This is a genomic window from Streptomyces sp. NPDC002536 (genome assembly GCF_053594995.1).
On sequence record NZ_JBSFWU010000090.1, the window covers coordinates 16760 to 32607 of the forward strand.

Annotated in this window: 15 protein-coding genes and 1 pseudogene; 5 read left to right on the top strand and 11 right to left on the bottom strand. The window is 74.1% G+C overall.

The features are described from left to right. Window positions 1-41 precede the first annotated feature (41 nt). Window positions 42-707 (bottom strand): TetR/AcrR family transcriptional regulator, encoded by a 666-nt coding sequence (locus tag ACWD4B_RS27020; protein ID WP_451423194.1) that lies wholly within the window; start codon window positions 705-707, stop codon window positions 42-44. A 96-nt stretch (window positions 708-803) separates the two neighbouring features. Between ACWD4B_RS27020 and ACWD4B_RS27025 the strand changes: the two genes are divergently transcribed. Next, window positions 804-2048: an FAD-dependent monooxygenase gene (locus ACWD4B_RS27025; protein WP_451423195.1), complete on the top strand. Its 1245-nt coding sequence runs from the start codon at window positions 804-806 to the stop codon at window positions 2046-2048. Continuing rightward, a complete protein-coding gene (gene fxsA / locus ACWD4B_RS27030; RefSeq protein ID WP_451423196.1) occupies window positions 2045-2623 on the top strand; it encodes an FxsA family membrane protein in 579 nt (192 codons plus the stop codon). The genes ACWD4B_RS27025 and fxsA overlap by 4 nt, the downstream gene beginning before the upstream one ends. Before the next feature lie 84 nt (window positions 2624-2707). On the opposite strand, the gene ACWD4B_RS27035 is transcribed toward fxsA, so the two are convergent. After that, the gene (locus tag ACWD4B_RS27035) at window positions 2708-3082 is read right to left on the bottom strand and encodes an RNA polymerase-binding protein RbpA (protein ID WP_390779225.1); all 375 of its coding nucleotides are present in this window, start codon (window positions 3080-3082) and stop codon (window positions 2708-2710) included. 219 nt (window positions 3083-3301) lie between these two features. Continuing rightward, the gene (gene yczE / locus ACWD4B_RS27040) at window positions 3302-3982 is read right to left on the bottom strand and encodes a membrane protein YczE (protein WP_451423197.1); all 681 of its coding nucleotides are present in this window, start codon (window positions 3980-3982) and stop codon (window positions 3302-3304) included. A gap of 122 nt (window positions 3983-4104) precedes the next feature. On the opposite strand from yczE, the gene ACWD4B_RS27045 reads away from it, so the two are divergent. Further along, window positions 4105-5613 (top strand): SCO1417 family MocR-like transcription factor, encoded by a 1509-nt coding sequence (locus ACWD4B_RS27045; RefSeq protein ID WP_336414810.1) that lies wholly within the window; start codon window positions 4105-4107, stop codon window positions 5611-5613. Here the strand turns inward: ACWD4B_RS27045 and ACWD4B_RS27050 are convergent. Both ACWD4B_RS27050 and ACWD4B_RS27055 read right to left on the bottom strand, forming a co-directional pair. After that, window positions 5601-7157, bottom strand: coding sequence for a hypothetical protein (locus ACWD4B_RS27050; protein ID WP_451423198.1), 1557 nt, complete (start codon window positions 7155-7157; stop codon window positions 5601-5603). The two genes, ACWD4B_RS27045 and ACWD4B_RS27050, sit on opposite strands and share 13 nt — an antisense overlap. A 22-nt stretch (window positions 7158-7179) precedes the next feature. Next, complete coding sequence (locus ACWD4B_RS27055; RefSeq protein WP_171083410.1) at window positions 7180-7374, bottom strand: hypothetical protein; 195 nt, start codon at window positions 7372-7374, stop codon at window positions 7180-7182. Between the two features lie 104 nt (window positions 7375-7478). Between ACWD4B_RS27055 and ACWD4B_RS27060 the strand changes: the two genes are divergently transcribed. Further along, on the top strand, window positions 7479-7898 hold the full coding sequence (locus ACWD4B_RS27060) for an ankyrin repeat domain-containing protein (RefSeq protein ID WP_451423199.1): 420 nt from the start codon (window positions 7479-7481) through the stop codon (window positions 7896-7898). A gap of 166 nt (window positions 7899-8064) precedes the next feature. Here ACWD4B_RS27060 and ACWD4B_RS27065 read toward each other — a convergent pair. From ACWD4B_RS27065 to ACWD4B_RS27075, 3 genes and pseudogenes are all read right to left on the bottom strand, one after another. Beyond that, window positions 8065-9336, bottom strand: a pseudogene (locus ACWD4B_RS27065) (FtsW/RodA/SpoVE family cell cycle protein); the annotation flags it as partial. 155 nt (window positions 9337-9491) lie between these two features. Further along, window positions 9492-10880, bottom strand: a complete 1389-nt coding sequence (locus tag ACWD4B_RS27070) for a sensor histidine kinase (protein WP_451423200.1) — start codon at window positions 10878-10880, stop codon at window positions 9492-9494. Between the two features lie 4 nt (window positions 10881-10884). After that, complete coding sequence (locus ACWD4B_RS27075) at window positions 10885-11562, bottom strand: response regulator transcription factor (RefSeq protein ID WP_451423201.1); 678 nt, start codon at window positions 11560-11562, stop codon at window positions 10885-10887. A 167-nt stretch (window positions 11563-11729) separates the two neighbouring features. Between ACWD4B_RS27075 and ACWD4B_RS27080 the strand changes: the two genes are divergently transcribed. After that, window positions 11730-12059 (top strand): hypothetical protein, encoded by a 330-nt coding sequence (locus ACWD4B_RS27080; RefSeq protein WP_336414814.1) that lies wholly within the window; start codon window positions 11730-11732, stop codon window positions 12057-12059. Between the two features lie 66 nt (window positions 12060-12125). Here ACWD4B_RS27080 and ACWD4B_RS27085 read toward each other — a convergent pair whose 3' ends face one another. The 3 genes from ACWD4B_RS27085 to ACWD4B_RS27095 are packed head-to-tail and all read right to left on the bottom strand — an operon-like array spanning window position 12126 to window position 15450. Further along, window positions 12126-13880: a peroxidase family protein gene (locus ACWD4B_RS27085; protein WP_451423202.1), complete on the bottom strand. Its 1755-nt coding sequence runs from the start codon at window positions 13878-13880 to the stop codon at window positions 12126-12128. Continuing rightward, a complete protein-coding gene (locus ACWD4B_RS27090) occupies window positions 13877-15316 on the bottom strand; it encodes a cytochrome P450 (RefSeq protein ID WP_451423203.1) in 1440 nt (479 codons plus the stop codon). The genes ACWD4B_RS27085 and ACWD4B_RS27090 overlap by 4 nt, the downstream gene beginning before the upstream one ends. Next, entirely contained in the window at window positions 15313-15450 is a 138-nt protein-coding gene (locus tag ACWD4B_RS27095; protein ID WP_451423204.1) for a hypothetical protein, read from the bottom strand. Before ACWD4B_RS27095 ends, ACWD4B_RS27090 begins: the two co-directional genes overlap by 4 nt. Window positions 15451-15848: the final 398 nt, after the last annotated feature.

Below are 15848 nucleotides of genomic sequence, written 5' to 3' on the forward strand. Positions count from 1 at the left end.
GCTCGCGCAGTTCCCCGCGCCCCTTACGGGGCGCACCGGGGTTACGGGCAAAGCTCCTTCCGGGCCTCGCCCAGAACACCCAGCACCTCCCGCGCGGCAGCGCGCACCGCTGCCGCGCCGGCGGCCCGCCGCGGTTCGAACGCGGCTCGCACCGTCTCCGCAAGGAGGTCCCCCTGACGCTCCAGCGGCAGCGCCCCGGTGTCCGCCGTGAAGAAGAATCCGATCAGCACGGAGTCGATCGCGTACACCTGCTCCTCCACCCGCTCCACGGGCACCAGCAGCCCGTGCCGGCTCTGCGCACACACGATGTCCGCGAGCGTCGTGTGGATCCGCAGCTCCTCCGTCAGCGGCACCCCGGTCGGCGCGGTCGTGAGCAGCGCGCCCAGCACCTCGTCGTCCTCGGCGTGGATCGCCCGGACGATCGGGTGCCGGAGCCGCTCCAGGTACACGCACCGCAGCAGCCGGTGGGGGAGGACGCCCGCCGGGTCCTCCTCGATCCGGGCGGCCACGTCGGCGAGCATCGCCGCGAACTCGCGCCGCAGGAGCGTCGTGAAGAGCTCCTCCTTGGTCTTCCAGTGCAGGTACAGGGTGCCCTTGCCGACCTGGGCCCGGCGGGCCACGTCGTCGACGGTGACCCGCTTGTAGCCCCAGCGCAGCAGCAGCTCGCGGGCCGCCCCCAGAATGCGCTCGGCGCGCTCGTCGTCCATGGGTCCGGGATGCTAGCCGAAAACCGCCGTGCGGGACCTGTATGACTGAATTTCAAACTTGGTCACCCGGTATTGCGCGGTGTTACGGTCGCCGATATGACGCCACAGACGCCCCCCTCGTCTCACAGTTCACATCGTCCCCGCGCCCTGATCGTCGGCTCCGGCATCTCCGGCCTGACCACGGCCCTCGCCCTGCACCGGGCGGGCTGGGACGCGCTGATCGTCGAACGCGCCCCCCGGCGCCGCACCGGCGGCTACTTCGTCCGCTTCAACGGCCCGGGCTACCGGGCGGCCGAACGCCTGGGCATCGTCGGGCAGTTACCCGACCGGCGCCATCCCGGCGGGCGCGTGTACGAGGTGGACCACCGGGGCCGCCTCTCGCGCGGGCTGGCCTTCCCGAAGTTCATGGGCGGCACCCCGCTGCTCACCCTGCTCCGCAGTGACCTGGAGCAGGTGCTGTACGAGCAGGTGCGCGACCGGGTGGAGATCCGCTACGGCACGAGCCCGGTGCGCATCACCCAGGACCGGAACCGGGTGACGGCCGTGTTCGGCGACGGCAGCGAGGAGAGCGCCGACCTCCTCGTCGGCGCCGACGGCATCCATTCCACCGTCCGTTCCCTGGTGTTCGGGCCCGAGGACCTCTACCGCAAGGACTTCGGCCACGTCGTCGCGGCCTGTGTGATGGACCGGCCCGTCCCGGGGCTGAAGGACGGCGACTGCATGATCGCCACCGATGCCGGCCGCGCCGCCTGGATCACCGGCTACGCCGACCACCCGCCGGTGGCCTTCTTCGTCTACCGCACGCCCTGGCCCGCCGCCGAGGTCCGCAAGCCGCCCGCCGAAGCACTGCGCGCCGCCTTCGCCGGGTTCGGCGGGCGCATCGTGCCGCCGATGCTGGCGGCGATGGACGGCGCGGAGTCCACCGCCTTCGACCAGGTCAGCCAGATCCACATCAACCGCTGGAGCCAGGGACGGGTGGTGCTGGTCGGCGACTCCGCGTGGTGCCTGACGCTCCACTCCGGCCAGGGCTCCGGCATGGGCATCGCCGGCGGGGAACTGCTCGCCCGCAAGCTGACCGAGCACCCCGGGGACATCGCCGTCGCCCTCGGCGCCTGGGAGCAGGAGCTGCGCCCGGAGATCGTCAAGCACCAGAAGACGGCGCTGTACATGCAGCACTACTTCATGCCTGCCAACACCGTCGGCAAGCTGGCCCGCGACGCGTTCGTCAGGGTCGCCTCCAGCCCCGGCACCCGGGCGGTGGGCCGGTTCCTGGGCGGCCTGCTGCGGCCGCAGGGTGCGGCGGCTCCGTTCCGCGGCGGCCCAGGCACACTTGAGGCATGACGTTCGGAGCACAGCAGCAGTCCGCCCGCAGCCGAGCGGGCCGTCCGCCCAAGGGCGGCGGCGCCCGCAGGCTCGTCCCGCTGGGGGTGGCCGTCTGGGCGGTCCTGGAGATCTGGCTGCTGACACTCGTGGCCGGGGCGGCGGGCGGGCTCACCGTCGCCGCCCTGCTGGCCGCGGGCGTGGTGGCGGGTGCGTACGTGATCAAGCGCGCGGGCCGGCGCGCCTGGCAGCGGCTGACCCGCTCGATGCAGCAGGCCCAGGAACCGTCCGCCGTCGGCCGGGACGAGGAGGGCGGCGGGAACGCCCTGACGATGCTGGGCGGGCTGCTGCTGATGGTGCCGGGCCTGATCTCCGACGCGGCGGGGCTGCTGTGCCTCTTCCCGCCGACCCGCAACCTGCTGCGCAAGGGCTTCGAGCGCCGGCTGGGCCGTACGGCCCCGGCACCGGGCTCGCTCGGCGACGCCTTCCGGCAGGCGCGCATGCACCAGCCGGACGGCAAGGTCGTCCAGGGCGAGGTCATCCGGAACGACGAGCCCCCGGCGCCGCGTTACGACGACCCCCAGCTGCCGCGCTGAGCCCCTGGTTCCGTGCACACAAGGGCCCGGGCCGCTGCGAATGCAGCGGCCCGGGCCCTTGGTTCGGGTCTGTACCCGCCGCCGTCAGGCGGACTTGCGGGTGTCCCGCGGATGCACCGCGATGTTCATGGCGCCGGAGCGCAGGACGGCCAGCCGCTCGGCCAGCACCTCCTCGAGCTCCTCGCGGGTGCGCCGCTCCATGAGCATGTCCCAGTGCGTACGCGCAGGCTTGCCCTTCTTCTCCTCGGGGCCGTCCCCGTCCACCAGGAGTGCCACGGCGCCGCACGCCTTGCACTCCCACTCCGGCGGAATATCCGCCTCCACCGAGAACGGCATCTCAAATCGATGGCCGTTCTCGCATGCGTACTCCACCGCCTGGCGCGGGGCCAGATCGATGCCGCGGTCGGTCTCGTAGCTGGTAACCACAAGTCGCGTGCCGCGGAGAGCTCGCTCACTCATGAATCGTGCCTCCCGGGCTTGTCGCCCACAGGACAGGTGTCGCTGTCGTCGTCATCCGGTCAACGTCCGGTCGGCGGTGAAGATTCCCCGTTGAGGGACATGCGTCGCCCGTCGTGCCGCCCCTTTTGTACCCACCGGCGCCCGGTTTGTCACATCTGGCACCAGATGTCACCCTGTGATTCAGGTGCTTCAACGTGCAGTAACGGTCCGTCCGGTGAATCAAAGGCGTACACTACCGGTTCGCATTTCCGGCTCCTGCACCAGGCCCCCTGTTCCGGATGCCACGGGCTCGACGGGCGCCGCCGGGCGCGGGGTGAACAGCCTCAGGAAGAACTGCGAGAGCGGGCCGATGGCCGCCGCGAACAGCACCGTGCCCACGCCGACCGTGCCGCCGAGCACGTACCCCGTCGCCAGCACCACGATCTCGATTCCCGTGCGCACCAGCCGCACCGAGCGTCCCGTCCTGCGGTGCAGCCCCGTCATCAGCCCGTCGCGCGGGCCCGGGCCGAAGCGGGGCGTGATGTAGAGACCGGTCGCCAGTGCGCACAGGGCGACCGAGAACAGCAGCAGCGGCACCCGCACCCACAGTGACCCGGGCGCGGGCACCAGGCTCAGCGTGGCGTCCATGACCAGGCCGATCAGCAGCACGTTGGAGACCGTGCCCAGCCCCGGCCGCTGCCGCAGCGGGATCCACAGCAGCAGCACGGCGACCCCGACGAGGATCGTGGCCGTGCCGACCGACAGGCCCGAGTGCCGGGCGATCCCCTGGTTGAGCACGTCCCACGGCGCCAGCCCCAGACCCGCCCGCAGCTGCAGCGCGCAGCTGATCCCGTACAGCGTGAGCCCGCCGTACAGCTGGACGAGACGGCGGGCGAGGTGCGACCCCCCTGATGCGGACAAGACTCCTCCTCGGACAGTTCCGGGCAGCTCCCGGCAGTGGTGCAAGTGGCCTGTGGCATGACAGTCTGTGGACTGGGTCAAGACAAGATCCATGGCCAATCCCCGAAAGGTGGACCGGAAAGATGAGTCAGTGGACTTCTTCGGTGGGGGCGCCGCAGCTGGCGCGCCTCCTCGGTTCGCAGCACTCCCGCGGAGGCACGGTGACCCCGCTGGGCGGCCGCCGGGCGCCCGCCTACCGGTCCCTCGCGGACGGCATCCGGCTGCTGGTCTTCGAGGGCCGCGTGCCCGTCGCCGCCCGGCTGCCCGCCGAGCGGGAGCTGGCCGCCGCCCTCTCCGTCAGCCGCACCACCGTCGCCGCCGCCTACGAGGCCCTGCGCGGCGAGGGGTTCCTGGAGTCCCGGCGCGGCGCGGGCAGCTGGACGGCCGTGCCCGCCGGCAACCCGCTGCCCACCCGGGGCCTGGACCCGCTGCCGCCGGAGGCCGCCGGCTCGGTGATCGACCTGGGCTGTGCCGCCCTCACCGCCCCCGAGCCCTGGCTGACCCGCGCCTTCCAGGGCGCCCTCGGCGAACTCCCGCCCTACGCCCACACCCACGGCGACTACCCGGCGGGCCTGCCCGCGCTGCGCCAGGCCCTCGCCGACCGCTACACCGCCCGCGGCATCCCCACCATGCCCGAGCAGATCATGGTCACCACCGGGGCCATGGGCGCCGTCGCCGCCATCTGCAGGCTGCTGGCCGGGCGCGGCGAGCGGGTCGCCGTCGAGTCGCCCTCCTACGCCAACGTCCTGCAGCTGATGCGCGAGGCCGGCGCCCGGCTGGTGCCCGTGGCCATGGCCGACCGGCTCGCCGGCTGGGACCTGGCCGCCTGGCGCCAGGTGCTGCGCGACGCCGCCCCGCGCATGGCCTATGTCATCGCCGACTTCCAGAACCCCACCGGCGCGCTCGCCCCCGAGGAACAGCGCCGCGAGCTCGTCGAGGCGGCGCGGGCCGCGGGCACCGTGCTGGTCGCCGACGAGACCATGGCGGACCTGGTGCTCGACGAGGACGTGGAACTGCCGCGCCCGGTCTGCGCGTTCGACCCCGCAGGCAGCTCCGTCATCACCGTCGGCTCGGCCAGCAAGTCCTTCTGGGCCGGTCTGCGCATCGGCTGGGTGCGGGCCGCGCCCGACATCATCCGCAGCCTCGTCGCCGCCCGCGCCTGGGCCGACCTGGCCACCCCCGTGCTCGACCAGCTCGCCGTCACCTGGCTGCTCAACACCGAGGGCTGGGAGGAGTCCATCGCCATACGGCGTTCCACCACGCGCGAGAACCGCGACGCGCTCGTCGCGGCGCTCCAGCGGCACCTGCCCGACTGGGAGTACACCGTCCCGCACGGCGGCCTGACCCTGTGGGCGCGCACCGGCGGGCTCTCCGGCTCGCGGATCGCCGAGGCGGGGGAGCGGCTGGGCGTGCGGGTGCCGTCCGGACCGCGGTTCGGGGTCGACGGGGCCTTCGAGGGCTATGTGCGCCTGCCGTTCACCGTCAACGGCGCGGTCGCGGAGGAGGCCGCCACCCGGCTGGCCGAGGCCGCGCACCTGGTGGCCAGCGGCGCGACCGCGGCGGCCGAGACGCCGCGCACCTACGTGGCCTGATCCGCCGCCGGGTACGCCGGAGATGCCGGGGCCGCCGGAAATACTGCCTCCGGCAGCAGGTCCAGCACGGCCTGGCGCTGGGCCTCGCCGGCGTCCTCGTCGTACGGGTCCGGCGTGGCCGGCACCTGCAGGCGGTGCACGGGACCGGCGCCCAGCCGCGCGTAACCCCGGCCCGGCGGCACGTCGTTGACGGTCGTGGAGTGCGCGGGGGCGCCGAGCGCCGCCGCCACCTGCTCGGAGGTGACCGCGCCGAGCAGCACCCGGGCGAGGGGCTGGGAGCGCACCTGCGCGTCCAACAGCTCCTCGGCGTCGAGCTGTTCGCCGATCACGACCGTCACGTTCGCGACCCGGCCGTTGAACAGGGGCACCTGCAGCAGCGTCTGCGGGTCGGGGCGCTCCTGGGCGGCGGCGAGGCGGCTCAGCGCCGCGGGCCGGTCCACGACGATCCACAGCGGGCGGCGGGCGTCCTCCGGCACCGGATGCCCCTGCTGCCGCGCCGAGTTGACGGCCATGAGCCGCCGCTCCGTCTCGTGCCCCGCCCACTCCAGCACGGCGAGCGCCCCGGTGAGCGAGGACTCCACGGCCAGCACCCCGTGGCGCCCGGCGAGCGCCGCGTACTCCCCGGTGCCGCCGCCGTCCAGGATCACCGCGTCGCCGTGCGGGAGCGCCTGGAGCAGGACCGAGCGCAGCAGGGTGGTGACGCCCGCACCCGGCCGGCCCAGCGCCAGCAGGTGCGGTTCGGCGGAGCGCGGGCCCGTGCGCCACACCACGGGCGAGGCGTCGTACAGCTCGTCGCCCTCGGCCACCGGCAGGGTGCGCTGGACCGCCGAGGGGTCGGTGAAGCCCAGCACGGTCTCCCCGGGGGCGGTCACGAAGCGCTGGGCGCAGACCTCCGTCGGCAGCGGGGGCAGCACGGTCAGGCACAGCCGGTTGGCGGACTCGTCCCAGTCGAAGCCGTACTCGCGGTCCCGCCCGGCCTTGAGGTGCAGCAGCTGCTCGATCCGGGTGCGGGACGCGTTCTCGCCGTCGGTGAACCAGCCCGGGTAGCGCAGCTGCAGCGCGGCCAGCCGTCCCCGGTCGTCGAAGACGTACTCGTCGAACGCCTTCCGCCAGCTGCCCCCGTGCTCGTACAGCGGCCTCGGGTCCTGCGGATCGGACAGGTACGGCACCAGGGCCTCGTAGAGCGCCTGCAACCGGGCCGTCTCCGCCGGCTCGGGCTCCTGCGTCCGCCGTGTCCGCCGGGCGCGCCCGGCCCAGGCGCCGGCCGCCAGCAGCGAGACCGTGGCCAGCGGCGGCCCGTAGGGCACCAGCGCGACGATGGCCAGGCACGAGGCCGCCAGGAGCACCGCGGAGCCGCGCCGGTCCCGCGGGGTCTGCGCCCACCGCCGCCGCCCGGAGACGGCCAGCGCCTGCAGGCCGCGGGTGATGACGATCAGCGGGTGGAAGACGTCCCGGGCGCTCTCGGCAACCGTCTGTGCGAACTCCCGGCCCTGCGGCAGCCGGGGGCTGCGGTGCGGGGTGCGCGGAAGTCCTCGCCGGCCCACGTCGGTCTCCTGGCGGGCGCCGCTAGAACTTGATCCCGCCCAGCAGACTCGCCAGGCTGGCTCCACCGGCCTTGATGCTCGGGGCGATTCCGGTGCTGGCGAGGTAGAAGCCGAACAGGGAGCAGACGATCAGGTGCGAAGCCTTGAGTCCGTCCTTGCGGAAGAACAGGAACACCACGACACCGAGCAGGACGACGCCGGAGATGGAGAGGATCATGGGAATCTCCTGGGTGCTGGGGGACGGTCACCATGAGCTCCTCCAGCTTCACAGAATGTGTCACCACGGCAACCGTTGGTAACCCGAGCGGAGGACCGCACATCATGACCGGACCGACCCCCGAGTCGACCGAGCCCGCCCACGACCCCGAGGTGCTCCAGCTCGCGGCCAAGGTCTTCGACCTGGCCCGGCACGGTGACACCGCCACCCTCGCCGCCTACGTGGACGCAGGCGTCCCGGTCAACCTCACCAACGACCGCGGCGATTCGCTCGTCATGCTGGCCGCCTACCACGGGCACCCGGACGCCGTCACCGCGCTGCTGGACCGCGGTGCCGACGCCGACAAGGCCAACGACCGCGGCCAGACGCCGCTGGCGGGCGCGGTCTTCAAGGGCGAGGAGGAGGTTGTGCGCATCCTGCTGGCGCACGGGGCGGATCCCTCCGCCGGGACGCCTTCCGCTGTGGAGGCGGCGCAGGTGTTCGGGCGGCAGGATCTTGTGGAGCTGTTCCGCGGCAACGGGTGAACGCCTTGTGCCCCGAAGGGGCGCGGGGAACTGCGCGATCGGCCACGACGCGCCCGCAGTCGAGGTTCTCGGGGCTTCGCCCCGGGCCCCTGGGGTGGTGCGTCGGCTGCGGGCCGGTGGGGGCTGGTCGCGCAGTTCCCCGCGCCCCTTACGGGCCGGGGCGGATTCTCGCTTGGCCCGCCCCGTCGCTGATGCGGATCAGTACCGCCACCATCAGCCAGTTGGCCACCAGTGACGAACCGCTCTTCGCCAGGAAGGGCAGGGCCTTGCCCGTCAGCGGGATCAGGCCCATCACACCGCCCGCCACCACGAAGACCTGCAGCGCCAGCGCGCCCGCCAGGCCCACCGCCAGCAGCTTGCCGAACGGGTCGCGCGAGCGCAGCGCCACGCTCAGGCCGCGCTGGGCCATCAGCCCGTACAGCATGAGCACCACCATCACCCCGGCCAGGCCGAGCTCCTCGCCCACCGTGGTGAGGATGAAGTCGCTGCGGCCCGCGAAGCCGATCAGCTCCGGGTGGCCCTGGCCCAGGCCGGTGCCCGTGACGCCGCCGCTGCCGAAGCCGAACAGGGCGTTCGCCAGCTGAGTGGAGACCGTGCTGCCCGGCTTGTACGCGTCGAAGGGGTGCTGCCACGCCAGGATGCGGCCCTTGACGTGCGGCTCCATCGAGCCCACGACCACTGCGCCGACCGAGGCCATCAGCACGCCGACGATCACCCAGCTGCCCCGCTCGGTGGCCGCGTAGAGCATCACCACGAACAGGCCGAAGAAGATCAGCGAGGTGCCCAGGTCCCGTTCGATGATCAGGACGAACAGGCTCAGCAGCCACACGGCCAGGATCGGGCCCAGCTGGCGGCCCGGGGGCAGCCGGACGCCGAGGACCTTCCGGCCGGTGAGCGCCAGCGCGTCGCGGTGGATGACCAGATAGCCCGCGAAGAAGACCGCGATCATGGTCTTGACGAACTCGCCGGGCTGGAAGGACAGCGGGCCCAGGAAGATCCAGCGCTTGGCGCCGTAGGTGTCGCCAGGGAAGAAGGCCGGCGCCATCAGCAGCACCAGGGCGACGGCCATCATCAGGTAGATGTAGCGCTGCAGCCAGCGGTGGTCCTTCAGCAGCACCAGCACGGCGACGCAGACCGCCACCCCTATGACCGTCCACATCAGCTGGCCGGAGGCGGTCGGGGCGGAGTTGAACCGCTCCTTGTAGGAGTAGTCCAGCCGGTAGAGCAGCACCAGCCCGAACCCGGACAGCAGCACGGCCAGCGGCAGGATCAGCGGGTCCGCGTACGGCGCCCAGCGGCGCACCGCCAGGTGCGGCACCAGGGCCAGGCACACCATGCTGGCCGCGAACCCGGCGAGCCCGCCCGGGACCCGGCCGGTGGTCGCCAGGCCCGTGTACGCATAGCCGCCGACGCAGATCACGACGCCGAAGGCGAGCATGACCGCCTCGTGGCGGCGCCACTTGGCCGAGGCCGCGTGTGCCTCGGCGGACACGCCGCTCCCGTCGTCGCTCTCGACTCGTACGGTTTCCACGGTCACACCGTCCATGATCCTCGGGGTCGGCTGAAGAAATCCTGAGGTTCCTGAAGCCGTCTTCAGGAACCGGGGTCCGGAGGCAGCGGAAAACGGGCCGTCAGCCGGGCACCGGGAGTACCCGAGGCCGCCTCGAGCTCCCCGCCGTGCGCCCGCGCGATCCCGCGGGCGATGGCGAGCCCCAGGCCGCTGCCCCCGCGCTCCCGGTCGCGCGCGGCGTCCAGCCGCACGAAGCGCTCGAAGACCCGCTCCCGCTCCGCCGCCGGGATCCCGGCACCGTCGTCGGCCACCTCCAGCACCGCCTCCCGCGCCCGCTCGTCCAGGGACGCGCGCACGGTCACCCGGGACGCGGCGTGCCGCAGCGCATTGTCGACGAGGTTGGCCAGCATGCGCTCCAGCTGCCCCGGGTGTCCGCGCATCGGCACGGGCACGTCGGCGGTGACGGTCAAGGGTACGCGGGGCGCCGGGCGGCGGGCCGCCTCCTCCGCGGCCAGCAGCGCCAGGTCCACCGGTTCGCCCGGGCCCGGCGCCCGCGCGTCGAGCCCGGCCAGGAGCAGCAGGTCGGCGGCGATCGCCTGCAGCCGCACGGTGTCCGCGAGGGCCGCCCGCACGGACTCGGCGGACGGGCACCTCTTTCCCGCAGGGGAGGAGACCAGTGCCACCTCCAGCTGCGAACGCACCGCCGCCACCGGGTTGCGCAGCTCGTGCGAGGCGTCGGCGACGAACTGCCGCTGCCGGCCGACCGCCTGCTCCAGCCGGTCCAGGGTGGCGTTGACGGTACGGGCCAGCAGCGCCACCTCGTCGCCGCCCGCCGGCTCCGGCACTCTGCGGTCCAGCTCGCGGGCGCTGACCGCGGCCAGCTCGGTGCGGATGGCCGTCACCGGGCGCAGGGCCAGCCCTGTCACGGCCCAGGCGATGGCCGCCGCGAGGGCGATCAGCGGCGGGGCCCCGGCGACCAGGCCCAGGGCGATGGTGTGCGCGGCGTCGTCCACGTCGCTGAGCACGGTCAGGGCGTAGACGTACCGCTCCCCGCCCGGCGGGGTCGCGCGGACCACCACCACGGCGCCGCGCTGCCCGCCCATGGCCGGGGTGCAGCACAGCACGCGGGAGGCGCTGTCCTGGTCGGCGGCCGGGCGGACCGGGGCGAGGATGCGGGCCAGGGGGCCGGCCGAGGGGCGGCTGGTGGCGACGACCTCGCCGTGCGGGCCGAGCACGAGGACCACGTCGACCCCGGAGCGGGGTGCGGGCAGCAGGGCGGGCAGGTCGCCGGAGTCGGCCAGGGCGGCGGTCTCGCGGGCGGCCAGCTCGGTGCGGCTGTTGGCGTTGTCCAGCAGGTTGGTCCGCAGGACCGTGTACAGCCAGGCGCCGCCCGCGGCCAGCAGCAGCGTCATGGCGAGCGCGGCAGCCGCGGCGGCCCGGCCACGGACCGTGCGGGGGAGGAGACGGGCCACGCGCTCAGCCGCCGTCGGGCGACAGCCGGTAGCCCGTGCCGTGGACGGTCAGGATGGAGCGGCGCCCGAAGGGGGCGTCGATCTTCCGGCGCAGCGAGGAGACGTAGACCTCGACGATGTTGGGGTCGGTCTCGGCGGGGGAGTCCCACACCTCGTCGAGGATGTCCCGCTTGGCCACGGCCCGCCCGGCGTTCTCCAGCAGGTGGCGCAGCACGGACAGTTCACGGGCGGTCAGCTCGACCTCCGTCCCGCCGCGCCGGCAGCGCCGCGCGGCGGGGTCCAGCACCAGGTCCCCGGCGCGCAGTTCGCCGTACGTGCCGGTGCCGCGGCGGCGGCCCAGGGCACGCAGCCGGGCCGTCAGCACCACGAAGGAGAACGGCTTGGTCAGGTAGTCGTCGGCCCCCGCGTCCAGCCCGGCCGCCTCGTCGTACTCGCCGTCCTTCGCGGTGAGCATCAGCACCGGGGTCCACTGGTCGAGCCGCCGCAACCGGGCGCAGATCTCGTAGCCGTCCAGGCCGGGCAGCATCACATCCAGCACGATCACGTCGTACGCACCGGAGAGCGCGGCCTCCAGACCGCGCCGGCCGTCGTGGACGGCGTCCACCCAGTGCCCCTCGGCGGTCAGCCCACGGCGGAGCGAATCGGCGAGCCCCACCTCGTCCTCGACTATCAGTATGCGCACGCCCCCAGCCTCACATATCCGGCATGGCGCCCTTCCGGCGTGGGTGCTGCGTGACGATGCGTGACGTCGCGCACACTCGGTGGTGGCGGCCGTAACCGGCCGACATCGCGTCGAGTTGACGCACCCGAAGCAGGATCCCGATGCAGGACGGAGCAGTGGTCTCACCCATGAGCAAACGCCAGAAGGGCCGCCGGCACCGCCGGGTCAACCGCACCCCGCGCCCGGCCGGCGCATCCCGCCCGTACGCCCCGCGGCCGGAGACACGGCCCGAGCACCCGCGGGCGCTCCCCGACCTCGGCCGCCACGAGGCCCGCACCTGGGACGGCCTGCGGGCCTGCGGGGACGGGGGCGCCTCCGTCGACGAACTGTGCGCGTCCGTGGGCTACCAGGCGCGCACGATCCTCAAGCATGTGCAGGGCCTGGCCGGTCACGGCCTGGCGGAGCTGCGCGGCGACCGCTGGTACCCCACGGCCGCGGCGCAGCCGGCCGGCCGCTGAGGCGGCGGTGCGCCGGGCCGGGGGAATCCCGCACGCTCCGGCCCGGCGCCCCGCCTCACGGCCGCGTCACAGCAGCCTCCAGGGCGCGAACACATTGCGCGCGCCCTCCAACGCGGGGGCCAGCTCCGGGTGGTGGCGCAGCAGGACGTCGCCCAGCGAGGTGCGGTCGATCCACTCCAGGCCCTCGGCCGTGTAGATCTCCGGCCGGTAGCAGGCGGTGAAGAAGCGGTCGCTCTTCAGCCGCCGCGCCGTCATCAGCGCGAGCATCCGGAACGCCGTGTCGCTGAACGCGAAGCCGTGCGGCCGGGGTTCCGCGTACAGGCCGACCATGGTGTCGACCCGCTCCAGCCGGCCGCCGTAGAGCTCGCGCAGCTCGCCGGCCAGGGCGGCGTCCCCGCCGGTGAGCTCGTCGAAGCTGCGCACGGGCGGCCGGTGCAGCGCCGCGCGGAGGGCGGTGTAGCGGGGGACGCCGCGCTCGCGGTCGCGCAGCACGTCGACCGTGCCGAGGTCGACGCGCTCCCCGGAGACGCGCACCAGCTCCCGCAGGCAGTCGGGGTGGTTGTGCAGGGTGATGTCGCCCGCGTGCATGGTGCCGAAGGAGTAGAGCAGGTCGGCCGTGCCCCAGCGCTCGACGGCCTTGCGAGTGGCCAGCGCCTGGAGCGGTTCGAAGTCCGTCCGCTCGACGAGGTCGCCCGTCAGGTGCGAGCGGATCTCGTACTCGTCCCGGATCATCGGGTGCAGCCGGTGGGCGGCGACGGACTCCTCCGTCATCGCGTACGGGGCCGTGTGGTGCCGGGTGGGCGAGCCGGGGATGCCGAACAGCGTCTCGCCCCGGCCGAAGCGCGGCACCCGGCGGCGCAGCCGGGCGGGGAGCACCCCGTACCAGTCGAGGTGCATCGCGGCCCGGGTCACCGGCCGGTCGACGACGGCCGGCATCCACTCCACCGTGTGGATCTTGGCCATGACGGCGGTGGCGACCAGCCGCGCCGTCTGGAAGAGACGCTCGTCGCCCCAGGTGGGGCGGGCGGAGGCGATCCGGTCGCAGATCGCGTTGTGCTCCTTGGCGAAGAGGGTGTGCAGCAGGGACAGGCCGGCCCAGTAGTCCTCGTTGAAGCCCGTGCGGTCGATGCCGGACAGGCCCGCCCGCTCCTCGTCCGGCAGCCTGCCGTCCACGACGGCGAGTTTGCCGCCCTCGCCGGTGCGCAGCGCCCGGCACTGCTCCTCGCTCGACCCGTAGATCTGCGAGCCGTCCCACCAGTGGGTCACCGTGTTCGCGTAGGCGGGCGGCAGGGACGCGTCGGCGGGGCCCGCCGGGTCGGGCAGGGTGCGGCGCAGCAGCATCGGGCACTGCGGCCAGTCGTCGTCGGCGGCGAGGGGGACGTCCAGCGGCGGGCCGGAGGGGCGGGCGTCGTGGTGGAACCAGCCGTGCTGCTGGAACTGGATCCAGGCCGCGGCCAGCAGGTTGAGCATCGGGGCCGGGCGGAATCCGGAGGTGCGGGCCAGGAGCCGTCTGCTCACCTCGCGCGGGCTCGGCGAGAACAGGCCGTCGTCCTCGGGCTCGGGGAAGGCCTGCGGCAGCGCGCAGTTGCGGTCGAAGCGGGTGCCCGCGCGGCCCATGGCGGCGTCGGAGGGGCAGGAGCCGGACCCGTCGTAGCTGCGGTGGGGCAGCAGTTCGCGGACCGGCTCCGGGGGCCGTGCGCCGCCGTGGGCGTCGTACAGGTTGTGGGCGCGCAGCAACTGCCGCTGCCGGCGCAGCTCCAGGAGCGCCAGGGGGAGGGGCAGGGAGTGCCACTCGCGGCGCGGGCGGGGTGCCGGGGTCATCGGTCGCTCTCCAGGACGGGCGGGGGGACGGTGCAGGCCGGGGCCCGGTGGGCGCGGTAGCCGATCCGCAGCCGGGAGGCGTCGAAGCTGTGCGGCAGCGGCTTCCGGTGCGTCAACCGCACACCTGCGACGGCCAGTTCGCCGTCGCGCAGGAACTCGGCGACGAAGCCGGTGGCCAGCAGCAGCCCCAGCTCCATGCCGCTGCACCGGGCCTCGCCGCGGCTGAAGGGGCTGACGGCCCAGTCCCGCTCGGCCGTGCCGTCCATCCACTTCTCGGGCGCGAACCGGTGCGCGTAGTCGAGCCGTTCGTCGTCGCGGGCGTGGAAGGCGGCGGGCACCAGGACGTTCATCCCGCCCGGTGCGACCACCGCCCGCCAGCGGGTCTCGGCCGTGGTGCGGCGCAGCAGGCTGGGCACGGGCGCCCACAGCCGCGCCGCGTCCTGGATGCAGGCGCGCACGTACGGCATGCCCTGGAAGCCGGCCACCGTGCGCAGGCCGTGCCGCCGGTCGGCGTCGGCGACCTCGGCCGCGGCGCGCGTGTGGTGCTGCGGGTGCGTGGCGAGCAGGGCCAGCGTCTGCACGACGGCGCTGTGCACCACGGCCAGCGCCATGAACCACTGGGTGAGCTGGCTCTCGGGTGCGGTCTCGGGGCCCCGGGGCGCGCTGCGGAACAGCCCGGTCAGGCTGCGCGGATCGGCATCGCACAGGTAGCGCGACTGGCGCTGCATCATCGTCCGCCGGATCCTGCGGGCCCGGCCCGTCCGCCAGCGCCGGGCGCCCATCCAGTTGGCCTCGGCCAGCAGTTCGCCCAGGAGCCGGGAGAACTCCGTGTCGTCGGCGGCGGCTTCGCCCAGGAAGCAGCGCCGCCCGATCCGCTCGAAGCGCTCGCGCACCACGTCGGCCGTCAGCCCGGCCTCCGCCTCCGGCCCCAGCAGCGCGCGGGCCTCCTCGCCCACGACCCGCAGGAAGTGGCCCGCCAGCCGGTGCACGTCGCAACCGGCGTCCAGCACCGCGTCGTTGAAGGCGCGGCGGGCCGTGCGCTGCCGGCCGTGCGAGGCGACCAGGGCGTCGGGCTGCACGGCCGCGAAGCCGTTCACCTTCTCCCAGGTGTCCACCGCATAGACCTCCACCGGCCCGGAGAGCACCTGCCGGGCGTCCTCGGCGTCCAGCACCAGCAGGGTGGGGCCGCAGGTGCCGTGCACCACGACCGGTCCGCGGCCGTGCCTGCGGCGCAGCCCGCGCATCGCCTCCAGCCGGCGCCGCCCCGGGTCCAGCCGGGCCACCAGCCGGGCCATCCGGGGGCGGCAGCGGAAGACGCCCTTGAGGTAGTCGGGGAGGAAGTACACGAGGGCCAGCCGCAGGTTCTCGCCCGCCGAGGCGACGGGCAGCCCGCCCTCCCGGCCCGCGCCGCCGCGGGCGCCGTTCGCCGTGCTCATGCGGCGGCCCTCCCGCGGTGCGGCGGCCGCGGGGTGCGCGGGGGTTCGACGGGCCCGGAGTCCCGGGCGTGCAGGGGGAGTTCGGCGGGGCGGGACGGCAACGGCTCGGCGGCGGTTGCGCGTACGGACGTCATGCCTCGTACCTCTTGGGGTGGGGGGCCGGTCGGGAGAGGGGAGCATTGCCACTTCCCGCCGGGCGAAGCCACGGCAGCCGAAGATCACCTGAGTATTCATCCGCGCGGGTGAACGGCCCCGGGCGGGGGCGGCGTTGCGGAACCGGGGGCTCTACCTTCGCCGCATGCCTGACATGGATGAGATGATCCGACGTATCCGCCGGGACATGAACGTGCAACTCCGCAAGCGGGCCGGCCGGGCGGCTGCGCCCCCGGCCGGTGGCGCGGATCCGGAGCCGGAGCCGTACGCCGGGCGCCCCGTAAGGGGCGCGGGGAACTGCGCGACCAGCCACGACGCGCCCGCAGCCGAAGTCCCGGGGCTTCGCCCCGGCCCCCGAGAGGGTTGACTGCGGACCGTC

Coding starts and splice junctions, on each gene's coding strand:
- ACWD4B_RS27020 (WP_451423194.1), bottom strand. CDS start 707: ATGGACGACGAGCGCGCCGAGCGCATTCTGGGGGCGGCCCGCGAGCTG.
- ACWD4B_RS27025 (WP_451423195.1), top strand. CDS start 804: ATGACGCCACAGACGCCCCCCTCGTCTCACAGTTCACATCGTCCCCGC.
- fxsA (WP_451423196.1), top strand. CDS start 2,045: ATGACGTTCGGAGCACAGCAGCAGTCCGCCCGCAGCCGAGCGGGCCGT.
- ACWD4B_RS27035 (WP_390779225.1), bottom strand. CDS start 3,082: ATGAGTGAGCGAGCTCTCCGCGGCACGCGACTTGTGGTTACCAGCTAC.
- ACWD4B_RS27045 (WP_336414810.1), top strand. CDS start 4,105: ATGAGTCAGTGGACTTCTTCGGTGGGGGCGCCGCAGCTGGCGCGCCTC.
- ACWD4B_RS27055 (WP_171083410.1), bottom strand. CDS start 7,374: ATGATCCTCTCCATCTCCGGCGTCGTCCTGCTCGGTGTCGTGGTGTTC.
- ACWD4B_RS27060 (WP_451423199.1), top strand. CDS start 7,479: ATGACCGGACCGACCCCCGAGTCGACCGAGCCCGCCCACGACCCCGAG.
- ACWD4B_RS27080 (WP_336414814.1), top strand. CDS start 11,730: ATGAGCAAACGCCAGAAGGGCCGCCGGCACCGCCGGGTCAACCGCACC.
- ACWD4B_RS27085 (WP_451423202.1), bottom strand. CDS start 13,880: ATGACCCCGGCACCCCGCCCGCGCCGCGAGTGGCACTCCCTGCCCCTC.
- ACWD4B_RS27090 (WP_451423203.1), bottom strand. CDS start 15,316: ATGAGCACGGCGAACGGCGCCCGCGGCGGCGCGGGCCGGGAGGGCGGG.
- ACWD4B_RS27095 (WP_451423204.1), bottom strand. CDS start 15,450: ATGACGTCCGTACGCGCAACCGCCGCCGAGCCGTTGCCGTCCCGCCCC.